Below are 17,271 nucleotides of genomic sequence, written 5' to 3' on the forward strand. Positions count from 1 at the left end.
CCCGTTACTTTTCTAGGCTTAATTTTAAAAAATGGAGGTTTTCATACTGGTAAAAGTTTCTTTTGATATGAAATACTCACAGAATACTTATAATCAAAAGAAACTTTTGATATTTCTACTTTTGTAAATTTATAGAAAAAATTCCTTTTTGAAAGTCTACTTTCTGCATTTGACCATTTACGCTTAAACTATTGGGTTTTAATGGAGCGGCAAAACTTGCCCTAATCAGCGGTTGTCCTGTTATTTGGATATCATAATTGGTATCCTTTGCCTTTACCACAAGTGATAATTTTGACAATGAACTAAACAACGTTTGTTGGTCTTTTCTAATAAAACTACCATATCCGATAAAATAATCCAAAATCGTATTGGGCTCATTTTCGGGATGCGACACCGCCGTCAAATAGGCATCTGTTGTAATATTGCCAAAGGTCTTCACACTATTGAGGTGCATCAAACGTCCGTCTGCTTTGAGATTGAGATACACATCAGTTACTTTCCCATTTTGTTTGATTTTTACTCCAATCATATCCTCTCCAGTCATTCTTTCTATCTCTGGAATATTGGTATCATTCACTGAATCTTTCAGAATAATGGCGGTAATAAACTTGGTTTGACGAACCTGTTCTGGATAAGCAATACCATAATATTTTTCTTGTTCCTTCACATTGTCCTCCTTAGGTGCCAAGACCTCATTCAGAATCATTTTTTCGGGAAAATCATGGTTAAACCCAGTCTCTACCAAGGTTTCAGGGAAAAGAGGTCTGACCAACACAGCCCCATTTTTATTTACAATACTAATATCTCCACGTACTTTCTGAGACTCGCCAGCTGGGTGTATAAGCCACTCAAATTTTCCTGTCTCGTGCGCCTTTACATCGTCGATTACTAAGATTACTTTTCCAATCCACAAAAAATGTCTGAAATTTCGACTGTAAATCGAGGAGGTTGGTCCTGTGCCGTTAGATAGCACATATTTGATATCACCTGCGTCCAGTAAATCAGTCATTTCGCCACGCAAGGGAGCACCATGATACTGTTGCTCGGTTGGTTGATATTTTCCATTGAAAGTCAACACATTGTGCGCAGGACTTTGAAAAAAGTAAGCAGGGTATTCTTTCGAAGCATACCAACTATGTCCAGCGTCTTTAATCACAAATTCTCCCTTATGTAATAGCAAAAATGAGTTTACATCTGCATGAGAGTGATTCCAAGTATGTCCAGATTTTACTGCCAACAATGTCGAATTTTTCTTCCAAGAATCCCTGAGTGTTGCCCAATCCATATCCTCATACAGTTGCGAAGTAGGGAGATTTGGTAATTGAGGTAGTTTTGAAAAATCTGGATGATATACTAATCCCATTGGCGCATTTTTTGCCAAACCTTCACGGTGCTGTCCAGTTTCGATACTGTTCAAATACCACAAAGAATTAGGGTTTTGATATCCTAGAGCCCATAGTAATTTTACAGGTCGCTCGCCTACAATATTTTTATGACTATCGCCAAAAGTCAAAGAATACATCATTCCATCTCGAGGATATCCTACATTCATAAAAAATGAAGGAATATTTTTGAGTAAAGGAATATCAGGTTGTTTTACTTTGGGCAATACATTTTGAAAGGCCAAGCGAAATAATAGATACTCAGAAACACCAAAAGAGGCATAATTTACACTTTCATACATACCTCCGTTGGCGTCCCAAGTTTTAACCTTATTTTGTAATTGGTCGCCCGCAAAACCAAACCATTCCTCTGAGGATTCACTCAAATCTTTTAACCATTTTCCAGATTCTGGCACCTCATCTTTGACCGAGAGCAAAGCAACACCCGCCATATACACACACGAAGACCACCAGTTATGCCCCATTGAATTGAGTGTATGGATTCTTTTTTCGGGTAAAAACCACTCGTCTAAAGCAGGACGAATACCCATGCGCATCAAGCCTGAAACGATGGTATTCTTTTCTTCTTTAGACAATTGGTCATAGATACCCTCAAGTCCCATCGTTACTATCCAGCAATTACCCGCAGTTCGCAAGTCTGAAGACCAAGCTGGTTGACGTTTCAGCATTTCTGGATTTGACCAAGTGTTACGGGTACAAAGTTTTAAGAGTTGCTCTTTTACTTTGTCGGCATACATTTGCTCACCAGTCATCAGGTAGGCCAAACTCAAATAATCTATTTTATCTAAATCAGGTTTTTGAAGTTGTAGCTTTGCAACTGAAAGTGCCTCCTCCCAGTTTTTACGAATCTCAGTATCAGTTTCTATTCGTTTTTTTAGAAGTGTGATACGTTCTGGTGTGAAGAATAGATTTTGATGTTTTTGTGCGATAGCCTTCATTTCCATGAATGGGCTAATCAAGAAAAGGAAAATAAGCTTTTTAAAATGCTTCATATTTTTACGCTAGAAAAATGTTTTATAACTAATTTATTTCTCGACTCTTACCCAATCAAAATCGGCATAACCAGCATCATTAATCGAGTCTTCACGGGTAACAAAGAGCCCAAATTTTGCGCCGATCCAACGTCCGACTTCTGCCTTAAAGGCCTCTCCTACCTCTACAAAATTCTGATTGTCGACACTGTAACTAAATTTACACAAACCACCTTCTTGGACTTTCACACGAAAATAAATCGCAGATTTTGGGTCGAATTGAGTAATTTTTGTTTCTATTTCTGGCTTATGATTATCGGCATCTTTACAAGTGGTATAGGTAAGCCAAACACCATCTTTCGTAGATTTTAAAGCAATATTGGCATAACTGAAACCCATGATAGCAAGTCCAACTTTTTCATTGGTGAGTCTGTCATTTGGTGTAAATTGAACTTTAGTGGTGACCGTAAAAGTAGGCGCAGGAAACTTTTGTAGCAATACATTCGGAGTCCACCAAAGGTTTTCGTTGGAGGGAATTTTATCTGAAAATAATCGCAAAACCCCTTTGCTCGGGTACATAAACGACCATGTGGGTTTTGGATTTGCGTTCCACTGCCATTGAAGACCCAAATCCAAGCTATTAAACTCATCTGTATCTTGAGGAGTTTCTATGACCGCAGGAAGAACACTTTTGGGCTTTTTGTAGGTCATGACAGGTTCACCCTTGCCATCACGATCGGGGTCGATACCAATGACTGGCCAATCATTCTTAAAACTCATTGGTTGTAAATGAACCACACGACCAAATACTCCTTTATCTTGAAAATGTAAAAACCAATCTTCGCCAGTAGGAGTTGTGACCCAAGCTCCTTGATGTGGACCATTAATAGTCGTTTTCCCTTGATCCATTACAATTCTTCTTTCGTAGGGACCATATATATTTTTGGAACGAAACACTAATTGCCAACCTGTAGCTACTCCACCAGCTGGGGCAAATACATAATAATAACCATTTCTCTTGTAAATTTTAGGCCCTTCCAGTGTTGGGTCAGTCTCGTGTCCATCTATGATAATTTTGCCAGCATCCAGCACTTTGGAACCATCCGTATTCAAAGATTTTAATACCAGAATGCTCTTTATACTCGCGCGACTTCCTGCATATCCATGAATCAGATAGGCCTTTCCATCCTCATCCCAAAAAGGACAAGGGTCAATTAATCCTTTGCCTGCTTCAACCAATACGGGCGTAGACCATGGCCCAGTTGGGTTTTTGGCACGAATTACATAAATCCCATAATCAGGATCTGGATAATAAATCAAAAATTCACCTTTGTGATATCGGATGGCTGGCGCCCATACCCCTTTTCCATGTTGTGGGGTATCAAATACCTCTTTTGGTGTTTGAACAGTCAATGCATTTCCAATTATTTTCCAATTAACTAAGTCACTAGAACGTAGAATCGGAAGTCCAGGAATATTTTCAAAAGAGGAAGAAACTAGGTAGTAATAATTTCCAACCCGAATAGCGTCAGGGTCCGAATAATCTGCATGAAGGACAGGATTTTTGTAGGTTCCATCACCATTGTCGGCCACCCATGCTTTTGACACAAATGGCGTTTGTGCCAGTAGTACTTTATCGTTAAAGCATAAGCCACCCAATAGCGTTATTTTGAAAAGTAGGTTTTTGAATGAATCCATTGATTTTAGATTAAGACGAGTATTGTTATATCAAGAATTTCCCTTAAACAAGTGATGTAGGTTTACTTGCTTAAGGGAAATCAATTTTCTGAAATAGAAAAAGTAATTTTGATATACTCAAAATTGAGTTTCTGAGATAAGGAGAAAAAATTGATGTTAGAATACCCTACTTGTATTATTTTTTTATTTTATATAACCAAAAAGCAAAGCTTGCAATTACTAGGTAGCAGACAATCGGTAAATAATAAGCTTGTGCTACATTTTGATTGGCAACTAATCCCATCAAAAGTGGAAAAAATGCGCCTCCAACTACTCCCATCGAAATAAAAGATGCTCCCTGTTGGGTATGCTTACCCAAACTCTTGAGACCTAAACTAAAAATGGTTGGAAACATGATACTGAAAAAGAAATTAATCATCATCAAAGCACCGTAAGATACCCATCCCCAAGCCTGTGCCACCAGCAGACACGACATGATACTGCCCAAAGCAAAAATGCCTAGAAGCTTGTTAGGCTCGATGTATTTCATTAAGAAAGTCCCTACAAAACGTCCAAGTGCCATCATAGCCATAAAGATTATCATGTAATTTGCCGCCTGCTCATCAGAGAATCCCATCACATCATGCCCATAATTGATAAAAAACGACCATGTTCCTGCCTGCGCCGCAACATTAAAAAATTGTGCAATAACTGCCCAAATAAAATGGCTTTGTCTCCACAATGGTTTTTCTTCAAGTGAGATATCTGCCTCATCACCATGATGACCAACCTCCAAATTAGGAACTTGGATCAAGGAGAACAAAACAGCAATAATAGAAATTGCAATGCCAATAGACACATACAAGCTTTTTACAGAGCCTAAATCACTGCCTTCGTTACCACCTGCTCTCAACAAAAAATATGAGCCAATGGCTGGGCCGATAATCGTACCAACAGCGTTGAATGATTGTGAAAAATTCAGCCGTTGATCGGAGGTCTCCTGCGAGCCAAGTGCAGCGGCGAATGGATGTGCAACCGTTTCTAAGGTAGCCATACCACATCCGAGGACAAATAGCGCTAGACGGAACATTCCAAAAGACTCGGCATTGGCAGCTGGAACGAATAAAAATGTTCCTGAGGCAAACAAGGCTAAGCCAAACAACACCCCTGCTTTATACCCAAAACGTTTCATGAATAACCCTGCAGGAATACTCATAATGGCATAGGCTCCGAATACTGAAAGTTGAATTAAACCTGATTGGGCTTTACTGACATGTAATACATTTTGAAAATGTTTATTTAACACATCGCTCATGGCGTGTGCTACACCCCAAAGTAAAAACAAAGAGGTAACGAAAGCGAAAGTCATTAGATACTTGCGCTCCGTAAGGGAAGCCTTAATATTGGACATGGATTATAAAAACTTTGGGCTAGAATAAGTTATTGGGCAAAACTGAATTGATTGTACCCGCAATAGACATTAAGATATACTTCACAAGCGAATGTATTTCTTTCAAAATCATGAATACATTTAGTATAAAATATTAATCATTAAAAAATTGATTCACCATTCATGAATAGTACTACACGAATGGTTTACAACTATTGCAACTTGGGAATTGCTGATTCTAGGAATAGAGTAAAATACCTCTATTCCCAAAATATATCCGAATAATTCAAAACTCCGAATTAGGGTTGTACTAAGGATTTTAAAACTTTCTATTTCGGATATCGGATGTTGGATTTCGGAGGTATAAGCTTTTATGTTTTGTAAAAAATAAAGGTATTTTACTTTATTTCCGAAATCAGAAATCCCAAATCCGGATTTATTAGTACAGCACTAACTCCGAATTCAACAGTATTAGGTACTGATGCTTACTTGTTACTGAGAGCACCGAGCAGAGCTGCCTCTTCATTCAAAATGGCCTTTCTGAGCTGTATAGGAGGTTGATATTCTGAAAGCTGTTGGGAAAGGTTTGGAAAAAACTTTTCAGAAGCATTCGCAATATTACCACCAATGACTACCACCTCAGGAGTAAACTGTTTGATGAATCCATGTACAAATGAGGAAAGGTTTTGTCCAAAATCCTCAAACAATTCACGTACGGCCTCGTCTGAAGAATACAACTGAACTAACTGTTTTACTCCCTCAACTGACTTCTGGGTTTTGAGTTGATAAGTGCTTACAAACCAACGGGTAGAGATATAATCCTCCGCAACTCCTTCCAACATAGGGTAATTGATACCTAGTGCCATATCTCGGGCTTCATTATGTTCGTAAATCGAGGTGCCTAAACCTGTACCAAGCGTAATACCCATACCTCGGTCAAAACCTTTACCAGCACCGAAGCGCATTTCTCCCGCTAAAAAAGCCTCAGAGTCATTTCTGAATACGATGTTCTCAGGGGCTATTCCAAGTCTTTCCGAAAATTCTTCCTTGATATTTAGTCCGTACAAGGCTTCGTATTTGTTGACGTTTTTCATCAAACAAATTCCTGTCAAATAATCGAAAGGTCCTGGCATTGCAATACCAATCTGCCCCTCTACCGAACCACCCAGTGCTTCTCTGATTGTATTTGCCCAAGTACCCAAAATTTCTTCGGCAGTTCCATGAGGGTGAACTTTTGCTCTCGACAAGGTAGCAGTAAGTACCTCTCCTTTATGTAAATCAACTTGGGCGGATGTAATATGTGAGCCTCCAATATCAACTCCTATATGTTTCATAATTAACCTGTTTCTCTAAACTATTTTTCCTCCTCAAACCAAATTGCATATCCTCCTGACGCTAACAAATCTACCTCTAACTTACTTGTATGATCAACACTGATTGTTTTCAATCCGACCTTAGTGGCGGTTGTTGCAGTTGCATCATCAAAATAAAGATGTGCTTTGTATTTTTTCCCAACTGCTAAAAAACCAAAGTCGAGATTAAGTTTACGAGCAGTATTGTTAGTCATACTACCCAAAAACCAGTCATTCCCAGACCTACGAGCTATCGTAACGTACTCGCCAATCTTACCATTTACAACCTTTGTTTCATCCCAAGTAGTTGGTATTTTGCGCCAAAATTCTAGTTCTGGCTCATCCTTACTTTGTGAAGGTTTGTCATACCAGAACAAGGTCTGAATAGGACTGTAATATACCGCTGCCATAGCTAACTGATGCGCATGCGTAGTTTTGATTCTATTGGTGTAATAACAAATCGTATAGTCAGCAGCGCCACCGATATATCTGGTAAATGGCAAAGTAACATTATGGGTTGCATCTGGCATCTCTTCATTGCCTCGTATACCTTCAGCCGTCATGAGGTTAGGATAGGTTCGCATTTCACCTGTTGGTCTCCAATCGTCGTGGATGTTCACCATTAAATCATTGGCAGCACATTTTTTAATAGCCTCCTCAACCCAAGACGTCCAATGTTGAGAACCTACCTGCACAAAACCAAATTTGATTCCTTTAATACCCCATTTTTTATAGAGAGGGAAAATCTCATCAGCCTGTTTGACAAGCGACTGGAGATTGACGTATAACCAAATACCTACTCCTTTTTGCTGACCATAAGCTACTACAGCTGGCATATCAATTGGAGCGACCACTTTGGCTGCGTCAGTGTCCCAGGTCAGCGCTGGACCGTACCATTTCCAGTCGAATAGAATATACTGTAGGTTATTTTTGGCGGCAAAATCTATCGCATCTTTGGCACCTTGCGTGGTCAGAGTCATTTCACGTATGATTTTCCCTGGCTTAATCCAATCTGTTTTAGCAATCTTGTTAGCAGGATTTAGATTCAGGAGAATATCATTATTTTCAATGAGTTGTCCTTCCGACTCCCCCACCATAACTACTCGCCAAGGCGTGCCAAAATAGGTAATAGCATCAACTCCACCATATAAGCTAGTTTGAATGGTATTCTTTTTGGTTTTGGAAAGCGCAAATTTTCCACGCGCATAATTCACCATTTCAGCTTCTGCCAAACAAGCCCACAACCCATTTGAAAGTCGCAAAGGCATAGGTCTTTCTCCTGAATCTACCCAATCTTTGAGAGGAAGCTCTTGGTACTTTCCTTGTGCCCATTGTGTGTAAAATGCGGTTGTTCCTTCAGGCATGGCAAACTCGGTGTTCTCCGCGGTAATTTGGTAATATGAACCTTTGGGATTTTCAGGAAAAAAATAACGAAGTGCCAAACCTTCATTATACAACCTTACCTGAATATCCATTTTATAGTCATGGTTACCAGCCTTTTGAAACGAAAGTGCCGTAGAAGTGTAGCGATTCTTAATGACTGATCGCTCTCCGTATAAAGGTTTCCAGACAGAATCAACCTCGGATGTACTCGCTTTGGTAAACTCCATATCTTCACACCATTTGGTAGTTTTGTCTACTTTCAAGGCCATTGCTAATTCTGACAAATGATTATCCAGCTGAATGTCAAGCTCTGACTCCAAAATGATTGGGGTATTTTTATAGCTTAATGTGTAATAAATAGCTTTGTTCCCTTTTTTGTCAAGCTTTTGATAAAGTTGACAGAGTAATTTCCCATCAGGTGATTTGACAGTTTGAAGTGTTTGAGTAATAAGTCCTTTTTGGGCAAAAACATAGGTTTGCATCAAAAAAATACACAAGGTTATGGTAAGTTTTCTCATCATGATTTTAGAAATGATTGTTTTTTCTGAGTTGCTCATCCGTCTATTCGGGAAAACTATCTAATCCCAATAGGTGTAAAACTAAAACCCCAATAGACGGGATGAGTAGGTACATTCGGAGGTTAAGTGATAAAAATTCAGTTACGTTTGAGTAATTTCTTATATTTCAACAAAGCTTCTAAGTAGTAATAATCCCCATAAATTATCGATGCATCCACTTCCCCGTTGATTGGTCTATTTCCTGTTGAATGTAGAAGAAATGCATTGTTTACCTTCCTGCTTTGGTATTCAGGGGATGACAAACTTTCTACCATTTTTTTGGCTTTTGAGAGATACAATGCCTTTTTTGTTGGGCTTTTTACATATGTTGCCAATTCAAATAAGGCCGATGCTGTCACTGCTGCTGCGGAGGCATCTCTCGTGGTATTAGGTATCTCAGGAGTGTTAAAATCCCAGTACGGAATCAAGGAATTATCTGGCAAATTCCTCAAATACACATCTGTCACTTTCTGCGCAAAATCTAAGAATTGAGGATTTTTGGTGAATCTATAGCACATCGTAAATCCATAAATAGCCCATGATTGACCTCTCGCCCACATAGTGTGATCTGCATAGCCCTGATGAGTTATTCCTTTAATCTTCTTACCCGTCAAAGAATCATACAAAACGACATGATATGAGGTGTAGTCGTCTCGAAAATGATTCTTCATGGTTGTCAATGCATGTTTTTCGGCTATGTTGTACAGCTCTTTATGCTTCCCATATTTTGCTGCCCAGAATAGCAGTTCGAGGTTAATCATATTGTCGATGATGGTGTTATGAGCGCCAAACTTTTTTACTTCTCTGGGCCATGACAAAATAGTTCCGACCTTAGGATTATAGAGCGTCGCCAACGTATCAGCTGTGGCTAATATTACCTTTTTGTATGATGCATCAGCCGTAAGTCTGTAACCATTTCCATAGCTACAGAAAATCTGAAACCCTAAATCGTGGTCAAACGCTTTTTCTTGGGATAGAGGTTTTAGTTGCTTGTCAAATCTTTTCGCTTGGACTTTAAACTCAGGATTTTTGGTACCCTCATACAAATACCACAGTGCTCCAGACCAAAAACCGCTACACCAATCTTTGTAATCGACATAACGCCAGTCTGTTTTATCCTTATCAATACTTCTTGGAATATTCTTTCCTTGACCTTCTTTTGGTAAAGACTGTATCGTTTTTAGCGCTTGATTGGCACAATAATCAATTTCTTTTTGAGGATTGAATTGTGCCTGTACAGTCCAAGCCAAACACATAGATAAACACGTTGTAATTAGTTTTCTCATAGCAATCATGTTAGCTTAAAGGATTAAGCTATAAATAAAAAAAGGGATATACATAAAAGGGCTGAAGGCTATAAGCCTTAGGCCATAAGCTAAAAGTTTAAAAGTATTATTTATGATAAGGAAATAGCTTTGCCTAACGCCTACGGCTTACAGAGGGTAATAATGCAATTTTGATTTGCATTATTACTTTCCTATCTACAATTCCAGTATTCCACTAAGCATTTTTGCGCGTTTTACTTGACGAATCTCTAATGATAAGATGTGCAGGTAAAACGGTTGTTCTGTTGGTATATTCGTTGGTATCTTGCATGTGTTCCAACAAATCGTTAATCAATTGTTGGGACATTTCCTGAATCGGTTGAGCGATGGCAGAAATAGAAGGTTGATGAATGCGAAACAAATCATTATCATCAAAAACCATCATCCCAAGCTCCTCTCCTATTTTTACACCCAGTCTATTAAGCAATTCTATTCCTGTGATTGCTAGATAGTTAGTGGCAAAAAATATCGCATCAATATGAGGTTCCGTGTTGAGCAGATGCTCAATTTCGGCCATGATCAAATGCTCTTTAGCTGCACGATACTCTACTTTTTTAACATAGGAAACCAAACGGTTTTCATAAATTGCTCTTTCGTATCCAAGTAAACGATCAATCATTTGCGGCTGTACGGAGTCAAGCGTGACGAACGCAATATTTTTATAATCTTGAGAAATCAGGTATTTGGCTGCTTGATACGAGCTTTCAAAATTGTTCATACCTACATAACTCACATCCAAATCATTACAATTTCTATCAAACAAAACTACAGGTAACTTACTATCAATCAAATATTTGATTTCACTATCAATACCCTCTGTAGGGGTAATAATATATCCATCGACATTACGATCTCTAAATGTGTCTATCAGTTCTTTGGCTTTTTTAGGATCGTTTTTGGTACTGCTATAAATAATTTTGTAACCATTTTCGTAAGCCACATTTTCGATATGTCCTGCAACACTCGCAAAAAACGGATCGGCAATATCCTCTACAATCAAGCCAATCACATTCGTTTTACCTGTTCGAAGGCTTTTGGCCAAATGATTCGGTCTGAAGTTATTTTCTTCAATAAAAGCTGTTACTTTTTTAGTTAATTCAGGACTAATACGTTTTTCTTTGGCCTTGCCATTAAGAATATAAGACACCGTAGCCGTAGAAATTTGAAGTGCACTTGCCACCTCTTTGATAGACATTTTTTTCATCTACAAACACAATCGTTTTAAATTTTTCGGGAAGTAGCATACAAGTTAAACGATTATTCTCATATAAAAACCTGGTTTTTGAAAAAACACACATCTGCATTCATTCTGTACCGCTATTCTAGCTTCAAATTGTTATTGAATTAATAATGTATCTTATACCCTAAGTACAATTTCTGTGGAGCTTACAATAGTAAGATGCCAATTTTTACATTTGATACCCTTTTTTAATAAAAAATATATAAAAAAGTTTTTGGGGTAAAACATAAGCACGTAAGCATGCGTATGGGAGGATTAGCAAGAGAGGCAAAAAATTAGAGAGCCTTAAAAAGACTCTCTAATTCGTAAAAACCTGATCTATTTTTGAAGGATTAGCTTCACAGATGGCAAATTTCCAACTTGGACATAATACACACCTGTTATCAAGGAGTCTGGTAAATTGAGATCTATTGTTCTCGCTTCAACAGCCTCTACTATCTTCTCTGTAATAAGCATCCCTGTGCTGTTATATACTCGAATTGGTACAGCATTTTCTATCTTTGCATCGTTTTTCAACTTTAGTTTAACGTTGCTCTGGGAAGAAGGATTTGGGTATACCGAGTACTGCAACAACTCTGAATTAAGAAAGAGGTTTTCTTTTATGACATTACTGGACATATTATTTGGCTCTGAACCAAACAGCAAGTTCCCCTGATAATACACTGAAATATTGGCATTGAGCGTTAATGCATTTCCGTTAACATTGAGATAGGAATAGTCATCATTTTGGTTAAAATTACTCCAGTCTGCTTTTGCAATTCTAAAGTTAATATTCCCCGAATTGGATAGCGGATAAAGTACTCCAGCACTAGGATTAAACCCAAGATCAAAATACGAATCTGCCCCTTGCTTGTTTGCAACACTTCCAAATGTTCCAGTAACTTGGGCATTCCCCAATTGTACAAAGTCAAAGAATGCGTTCAAATTAGCCGTTCCATCTTTCGTAAACCAATAGCGAACTTTGATATCCTTGTAGTTCAGCTGAGTATTTCCCTCATTATTCAAGGTTAAATATGTGCTAATGGTATTTGAATTAGGCTGTGATTTTGAATTCGCATAAACTTTCAGTGTTTGATTTATTGGGATTGAAGAAGGCTCTTGTCCCCAAATCAATTTACCATTTCGGTAAACCGTAATATTATTCACATAGACCGAGGTATTGGTATTTGTCCACGAATAATCGTTTTGTTCATTCAAATCCGACCAATCTGTATTGGCAAATCTGGATTGGATAACCCCTGAGTTCGCATTTGCTCCCAAATTACCTGCCGCCGCTAAAAAGCTATATTCTACATATCCGAGGGTATTGTTTCGAGGTGTTGCCAAATTAGTGTAACTCATCTTCACATTCGAATTACCCAAGGCAACATAATCAATCCATGAATTGATACCCGAATAGTTCTCTGGGGTAAACCAGTATTTCACGGTCAATTCGTTGTAAGGAATAGCATGATTACTTTCGTTAAACAATGTCAAAAATGGTTTTATTTGGTTGTTAGTCGTACTATTATCCCCATTTTGATATTTTATTTTAACTGAACTCAATACCGAAAAACTCCTAGAGATATTAGCAGCAGGATTGTAATTGTCATTTCCTGCCTGTGATGCTGTAATTTGGACGGTGCCCACGCCTACAAGGTTAATTTGTCCATTCGAAATTTTAGCAATACTGGTATCTGAGCTACTCAGCGAAATACCTAGACCAGCACTTGAATAAACCACAGGAGTAAAGTCTGCTTCATCGATAAACTTATTGCTAATTTCCTCAAAAGTAATTGACTGTTCTAGCTTTTTGATTTCCACATTTGCTACTTCGCTGATAGGAGAAACACATCCATTAACTAGGCAAGTAGCCGTGATTTCGTAGTTTCCTATACCAGAAAGTGTTAGCGTATTTCCTGAGGTATTATTTGACCAGCGAACGGTACCAGAACATCCAGACGCAGTTAATGTAACAGTATTTGGCATATAATATACCCCTGAGCCAGAAATACTCGGAGCTGTCAATGAGACTCCTACCTCCACTTGCAAGGTATCTGAATTTTCACCATCTGCTAAAGCATAAATGACTGTATGCATTCCAGAAGATAAACTTGCAGGATCGAATACACTTACGGGATTACCATCTACTGTAAAAGTCCCACCAGAAGGGGTTCCTGTAAGTGTTACAGCAGGAGCATTTTTACAGTAAAACGAACTAAGATTCGTAATATTCACTGGCACATAATATCTGTTGCTCAGAACAAAACTCGACAGTGGTGAAACATTATCATAAGAAACAGTAAGGCTGTTATTTTGACCTAATTGTGGCGTGCTATTGGCTACTTTTTCCCAAGTATTTGTTGAAGAGTTATAACGAATAAGCTTCATTCCTTGAGTGGCGCTTGCCCCTACATTCAAATCAGAAGTGTTGAATCCAAACTTTAAAGAGCTACTCACAGCATTGTTCGTTTTCAAACTCCATGTACGATTAACGGCTTTTTCGGTAGTTTGAGCCTCCAGCCCACTTGGTGCAAAACCTGTTTGAATACTAGCCTCAACAATTGTTGAAGCACTAGGAGTAATCGTTACAGGGTTATAATTGGTATTAGACACACCAACCCAAATTGGTGTCGCAACACCAGCAATTACAGCTTGTTTGTATAGGGCATTGGGCGCCATCGTAAACCATAACTGACCCGAACCGTTGGTCGTATGACCGTTGGTACTAATAGGCGCCGTTGTCAAATTTAAAGGAGTTGTCGAAGCGTCGAGTACGCCCCCATCTGCGACATTTACAAAGATATTTTGTGTCGCCACATTTTTTGCCATTCTAACATCAGACCCCAATTTTAGCGTACCTTGATTTCCGACATTAATAGTAATGGTCTGAACCGCCGAAGGATTAGAATTACTTGTATTTGAATAGACCACAAAGTGTGCTTGGCTTACATCTAAAGTTCCTAAAATATTGTAAGTCATATTCCCGAAGTTTGAGGTTCCACCTAATTTCAGCGCTGCCACTGTATTATCTTCTGTAGCATTGGTAGGAGAATGAAAAGAGCCATTTGGATTAGAAATCTTTACCGTTTTTCCTGCATTAATGGTCAATGTTTTATTGGAAGTACCTGCCAAAAGAGAAAAGGTATTTATTCCACTCGACTGCACACTGTTGTTTCCAAAATTCATATCCATATCAAAAATGATATTCTGGATATTGTTACCTGTTGGTTGAAAACGGGCAATATTCACGATGCCAGTTCCCGTTACCGTTGGAGAACCGCTTCCGCCGAGGTAGAGTCTAATACCTTCTCCTACCGTACTATTACCCGTAGAAGTACCTCCCAACGTTCCGTCCACTCGTACTACAGCATCTGTTCCATTAACAGTCAAGCTAAATACCGAACCACCAGGAGCTGTTGAAGATTTGTACACGCCTGAACTTTGAATAGAAAAACTCTTTGCCACGGTTAAGTTACTTGAGGCTGTCCAATTTCCACCTACAAAGACATCGCCATTGGTAGTGATTGCCCCAGTATGCGACATTGTACCATCCATAATAATGTTATTTGCTACTGTAAGTGCAACTGTCTCGGTAAGTGTAGCTTGCGGATTTACGGTCAAACTTTTACACGAACCTGCTACTGAAGATAAGGTCACAGTATGTCCTGCTAGAATATGAACATTCGTATTGGCATTTGGAGCAATAGTAGTTGAGCTTGCAATTCCTCCTTTTCCATCAGCGATATTCCAAGTGCCACCATTCCAATTCATATTGCCAGACGAAAGGTAATCCCCAGCAGCAATACCCGTTACCAATAGTGTACGACTCACACTCTGAGCGGGAGCATAATCATCACTTCCTACTTGAGAGGCTGTGATTAAACAAGAACCAACCCCTACAATTTGAACAAGTCCGTTCACGATCGTGGCAACTGAGGTATTTGAACTTGTGTATATTATTGGTAATCCAGAGCTTGCAATAGCTTCTGGATTGAAGTTTGCAGCACCAAATGACTTCGTCGCAATAGACGGAAAACTGATGGTTTGAGTAGGTAAAGCACCTAGGTATTCCACCACGATATTATCCAATTTGAAGGCGTTTGAAGTTCCTAAGATTTTTATTCTCATGCTTTGAACTCCTGCATGTAGACTTACCTGAGGTGCAATGGTAATTGTTTGCCAAGTAGAATTTCCATTTACAGGAATTTCAAATTCACCAGTCTTATCGCTTCCGTCAAACTCGATTTTGATTTTACCACCAGCAGCAAGTATCAAAGCATTGATATTGAGTTTAAAACGTCCAGCAGTTGGCACACTCACGGTATAGTTTAGCCATTCGCCAGCTTCTAAGGACGTAAGATGATAAGAACCATTTCCATGACTTTCGATATCAACAGCCTCGTTTGGACGATATTGACCGCCAATATTAGTGCTACTTAAATCATAATAGGTCTTATTCTGGCCATCGGTCGGGATATAATCAAAGTTCTCTGCTTCGATAGTGGCAGGAAAACTTGGAATGGCAAAGACAGGTTTTCCATCGACAAAATAACAGGCATCACCAGGAGAAAGAGAGGTTCTATGAAAAGTAAGTCCGCCCCAACCAGGATAATCCACTTCAAATCCTTGACTTTCTACCCCTAACTCTTGCGTAGAAATGTCATAGGCACGTTGAGTCCATTTATATTTATCAGCACTAACACCTATTCTGTCGCGATAATGCCCCAATACCATTTCGGTAATAGGCGCACGGTCAAATTTAAAGCCAGTTGCTCGAGTGGTGGCGGTTTTTCCTTCATTGAGTGGATTCATTCTTAAAGATTGCCACCTACCAGACCTATCCCTACGGCTAATAAACTCACCTGATTCTACGGTTGGTTCCCAAGGACTTGTCTGGTCGGGGTATGGATAATTGAGAGACACATTGTAACGATAGCTATACTCCATGCCTTTAAGCAATCTATTATCAAGAAAACCATAGATGTCGTCTCCCTGATTCCAAGCCATTTCACAAATAGTCAAAATATTTCCGACTCCGTTTAAAGAGTGTGTTTGATCTCTAGCACTTTCTTGACATTGACCATTTTCCCAAACATAGTTTTGAATTAACTCATTATAACCATAGTCAGGAACAGCATTATCAAAGCCATTCAACGCATATACCTCTTGGTACTCATTCGATGCACTTGTCGGAGTTGTACCATTGATCGGTGGTCCAGCTGGATAAGGAAGGTCATCTGCGCGGTGGGGTAAACCTTTTAGATATCTGATAGAGCGTTCATACATCACACGGTTATCCAGAAAAATACCCATAGCCGCAACACCTCTCATTCCGAAGATTCCTTGGTTTCCGTGTCGCCCAGCATCTCCATTGTACATAAACCAATAGAAAGTAACTTCTTCGCTGTTAATCTGGGACGTTGGTTCTATGGTAGAAGAATAACCCGGGTAAACCAACATTGACTTAAATCTTTCGAGATCTGTGCTGTTCCAACCGCTGTAGGTATGCTTAATTATTTCGGCACCCTCCAACAATTTCCATATTACACGACCAGCATCCAAGCTTCTGGTACCACCAGTCTTGATTCTTTGCAAATAGGACCAAGCATTAAAAATCTCCACAGCCTTTTTGGCATGACGTTCATCACCTGTTACATACCACATGAGGGCATTACAATAAGCTGCAAGTCCATCGTATTTGATGTCATCATAATTGAAACCAGATATGGTCGAAACCGTTGCCAAAGTTGTACTACCATTGCCTCGAACAGCATAGCTATAACTGGCATAGGGACTTTGAGAAAGAGATTTAAAGGAGGATTTCCAAGGCTCTACTCCAGCAGCAACCATGGCTTTCATTCTGTCTAAATCTGATTTTTTGTGAGATATACCGGGGTGAATAAAGGTTTGAGCCTGCGTATGGACATACGGCATTAATCCTACAATTATTAGAAATAATAATCGTAGTTGCCACGTTAAATTAGTTTTCAT

Annotated in this window: 8 protein-coding genes; all 8 read right to left on the reverse strand. The window is 39.0% G+C overall.

Annotated features, from left to right (window positions below):
• Positions 1 to 115: 115 nt before the first annotated feature.
• The 8 genes from BWI92_RS19285 to BWI92_RS19320 all read right to left on the reverse strand — a co-directional run bounded on the left by BWI92_RS19285 (position 116) and on the right by BWI92_RS19320 (position 17,271).
• Entirely contained in the window at positions 116 to 2,395 is a 2,280-nt protein-coding gene (locus tag BWI92_RS19285; RefSeq protein ID WP_217903452.1) for a heparinase II/III family protein, read from the reverse strand.
• A gap of 33 nt (positions 2,396 to 2,428) precedes the next feature.
• Complete coding sequence (locus BWI92_RS19290; protein ID WP_095165793.1) at positions 2,429 to 4,072, reverse strand: glycoside hydrolase 43 family protein; 1,644 nt, start codon at positions 4,070 to 4,072, stop codon at positions 2,429 to 2,431.
• Positions 4,073 to 4,247: 175 nt separating this feature from the next.
• Positions 4,248 to 5,462 carry a sugar MFS transporter gene (locus BWI92_RS19295; RefSeq protein WP_095165795.1) on the reverse strand — a complete coding sequence of 405 codons (1,215 nt, stop codon included), beginning with the start codon at positions 5,460 to 5,462 and terminating at the stop codon, positions 4,248 to 4,250.
• 464 nt (positions 5,463 to 5,926) lie between these two features.
• Positions 5,927 to 6,775, reverse strand: coding sequence for an ROK family protein (locus tag BWI92_RS19300; protein ID WP_095165797.1), 849 nt, complete (start codon positions 6,773 to 6,775; stop codon positions 5,927 to 5,929).
• A 20-nt stretch (positions 6,776 to 6,795) separates the two neighbouring features.
• Entirely contained in the window at positions 6,796 to 8,697 is a 1,902-nt protein-coding gene (locus BWI92_RS19305) for a glycoside hydrolase family 97 protein (RefSeq protein ID WP_217903453.1), read from the reverse strand.
• 134 nt (positions 8,698 to 8,831) lie between these two features.
• Complete coding sequence (locus BWI92_RS19310) at positions 8,832 to 10,019, reverse strand: glycoside hydrolase family 88 protein (protein ID WP_095165927.1); 1,188 nt, start codon at positions 10,017 to 10,019, stop codon at positions 8,832 to 8,834.
• A 214-nt stretch (positions 10,020 to 10,233) separates the two neighbouring features.
• Complete coding sequence (locus BWI92_RS19315; protein ID WP_095165799.1) at positions 10,234 to 11,262, reverse strand: LacI family DNA-binding transcriptional regulator; 1,029 nt, start codon at positions 11,260 to 11,262, stop codon at positions 10,234 to 10,236.
• Positions 11,263 to 11,616: 354 nt separating this feature from the next.
• Positions 11,617 to 17,271, reverse strand: a complete 5,655-nt coding sequence (locus tag BWI92_RS19320; RefSeq protein WP_095165802.1) for a cellulose binding domain-containing protein — start codon at positions 17,269 to 17,271, stop codon at positions 11,617 to 11,619.

Origin of the sequence: Flectobacillus sp. BAB-3569, assembly GCF_002270355.1 — a bacterium.
GTDB lineage: Bacteria > Bacteroidota > Bacteroidia > Cytophagales > Spirosomataceae > Flectobacillus > Flectobacillus roseus.

Excerpts from the sequence above, each read along its gene's own strand:
- BWI92_RS19285 (WP_217903452.1), bottom strand. The coding sequence starts at position 2,395 with ATGAAGCATTTTAAAAAGCTTATTTTCCTTTTCTTGATTAGCCCATTC.
- BWI92_RS19290 (WP_095165793.1), bottom strand. The coding sequence starts at position 4,072 with ATGGATTCATTCAAAAACCTACTTTTCAAAATAACGCTATTGGGTGGC.
- BWI92_RS19295 (WP_095165795.1), bottom strand. The coding sequence starts at position 5,462 with ATGTCCAATATTAAGGCTTCCCTTACGGAGCGCAAGTATCTAATGACT.
- BWI92_RS19300 (WP_095165797.1), bottom strand. The coding sequence starts at position 6,775 with ATGAAACATATAGGAGTTGATATTGGAGGCTCACATATTACATCCGCC.
- BWI92_RS19305 (WP_217903453.1), bottom strand. The coding sequence starts at position 8,697 with ATGATGAGAAAACTTACCATAACCTTGTGTATTTTTTTGATGCAAACC.
- BWI92_RS19310 (WP_095165927.1), bottom strand. The coding sequence starts at position 10,019 with ATGAGAAAACTAATTACAACGTGTTTATCTATGTGTTTGGCTTGGACT.
- BWI92_RS19315 (WP_095165799.1), bottom strand. The coding sequence starts at position 11,262 with ATGAAAAAAATGTCTATCAAAGAGGTGGCAAGTGCACTTCAAATTTCT.
- BWI92_RS19320 (WP_095165802.1), bottom strand. The coding sequence starts at position 17,271 with ATGAAAACTAATTTAACGTGGCAACTACGATTATTATTTCTAATAATT.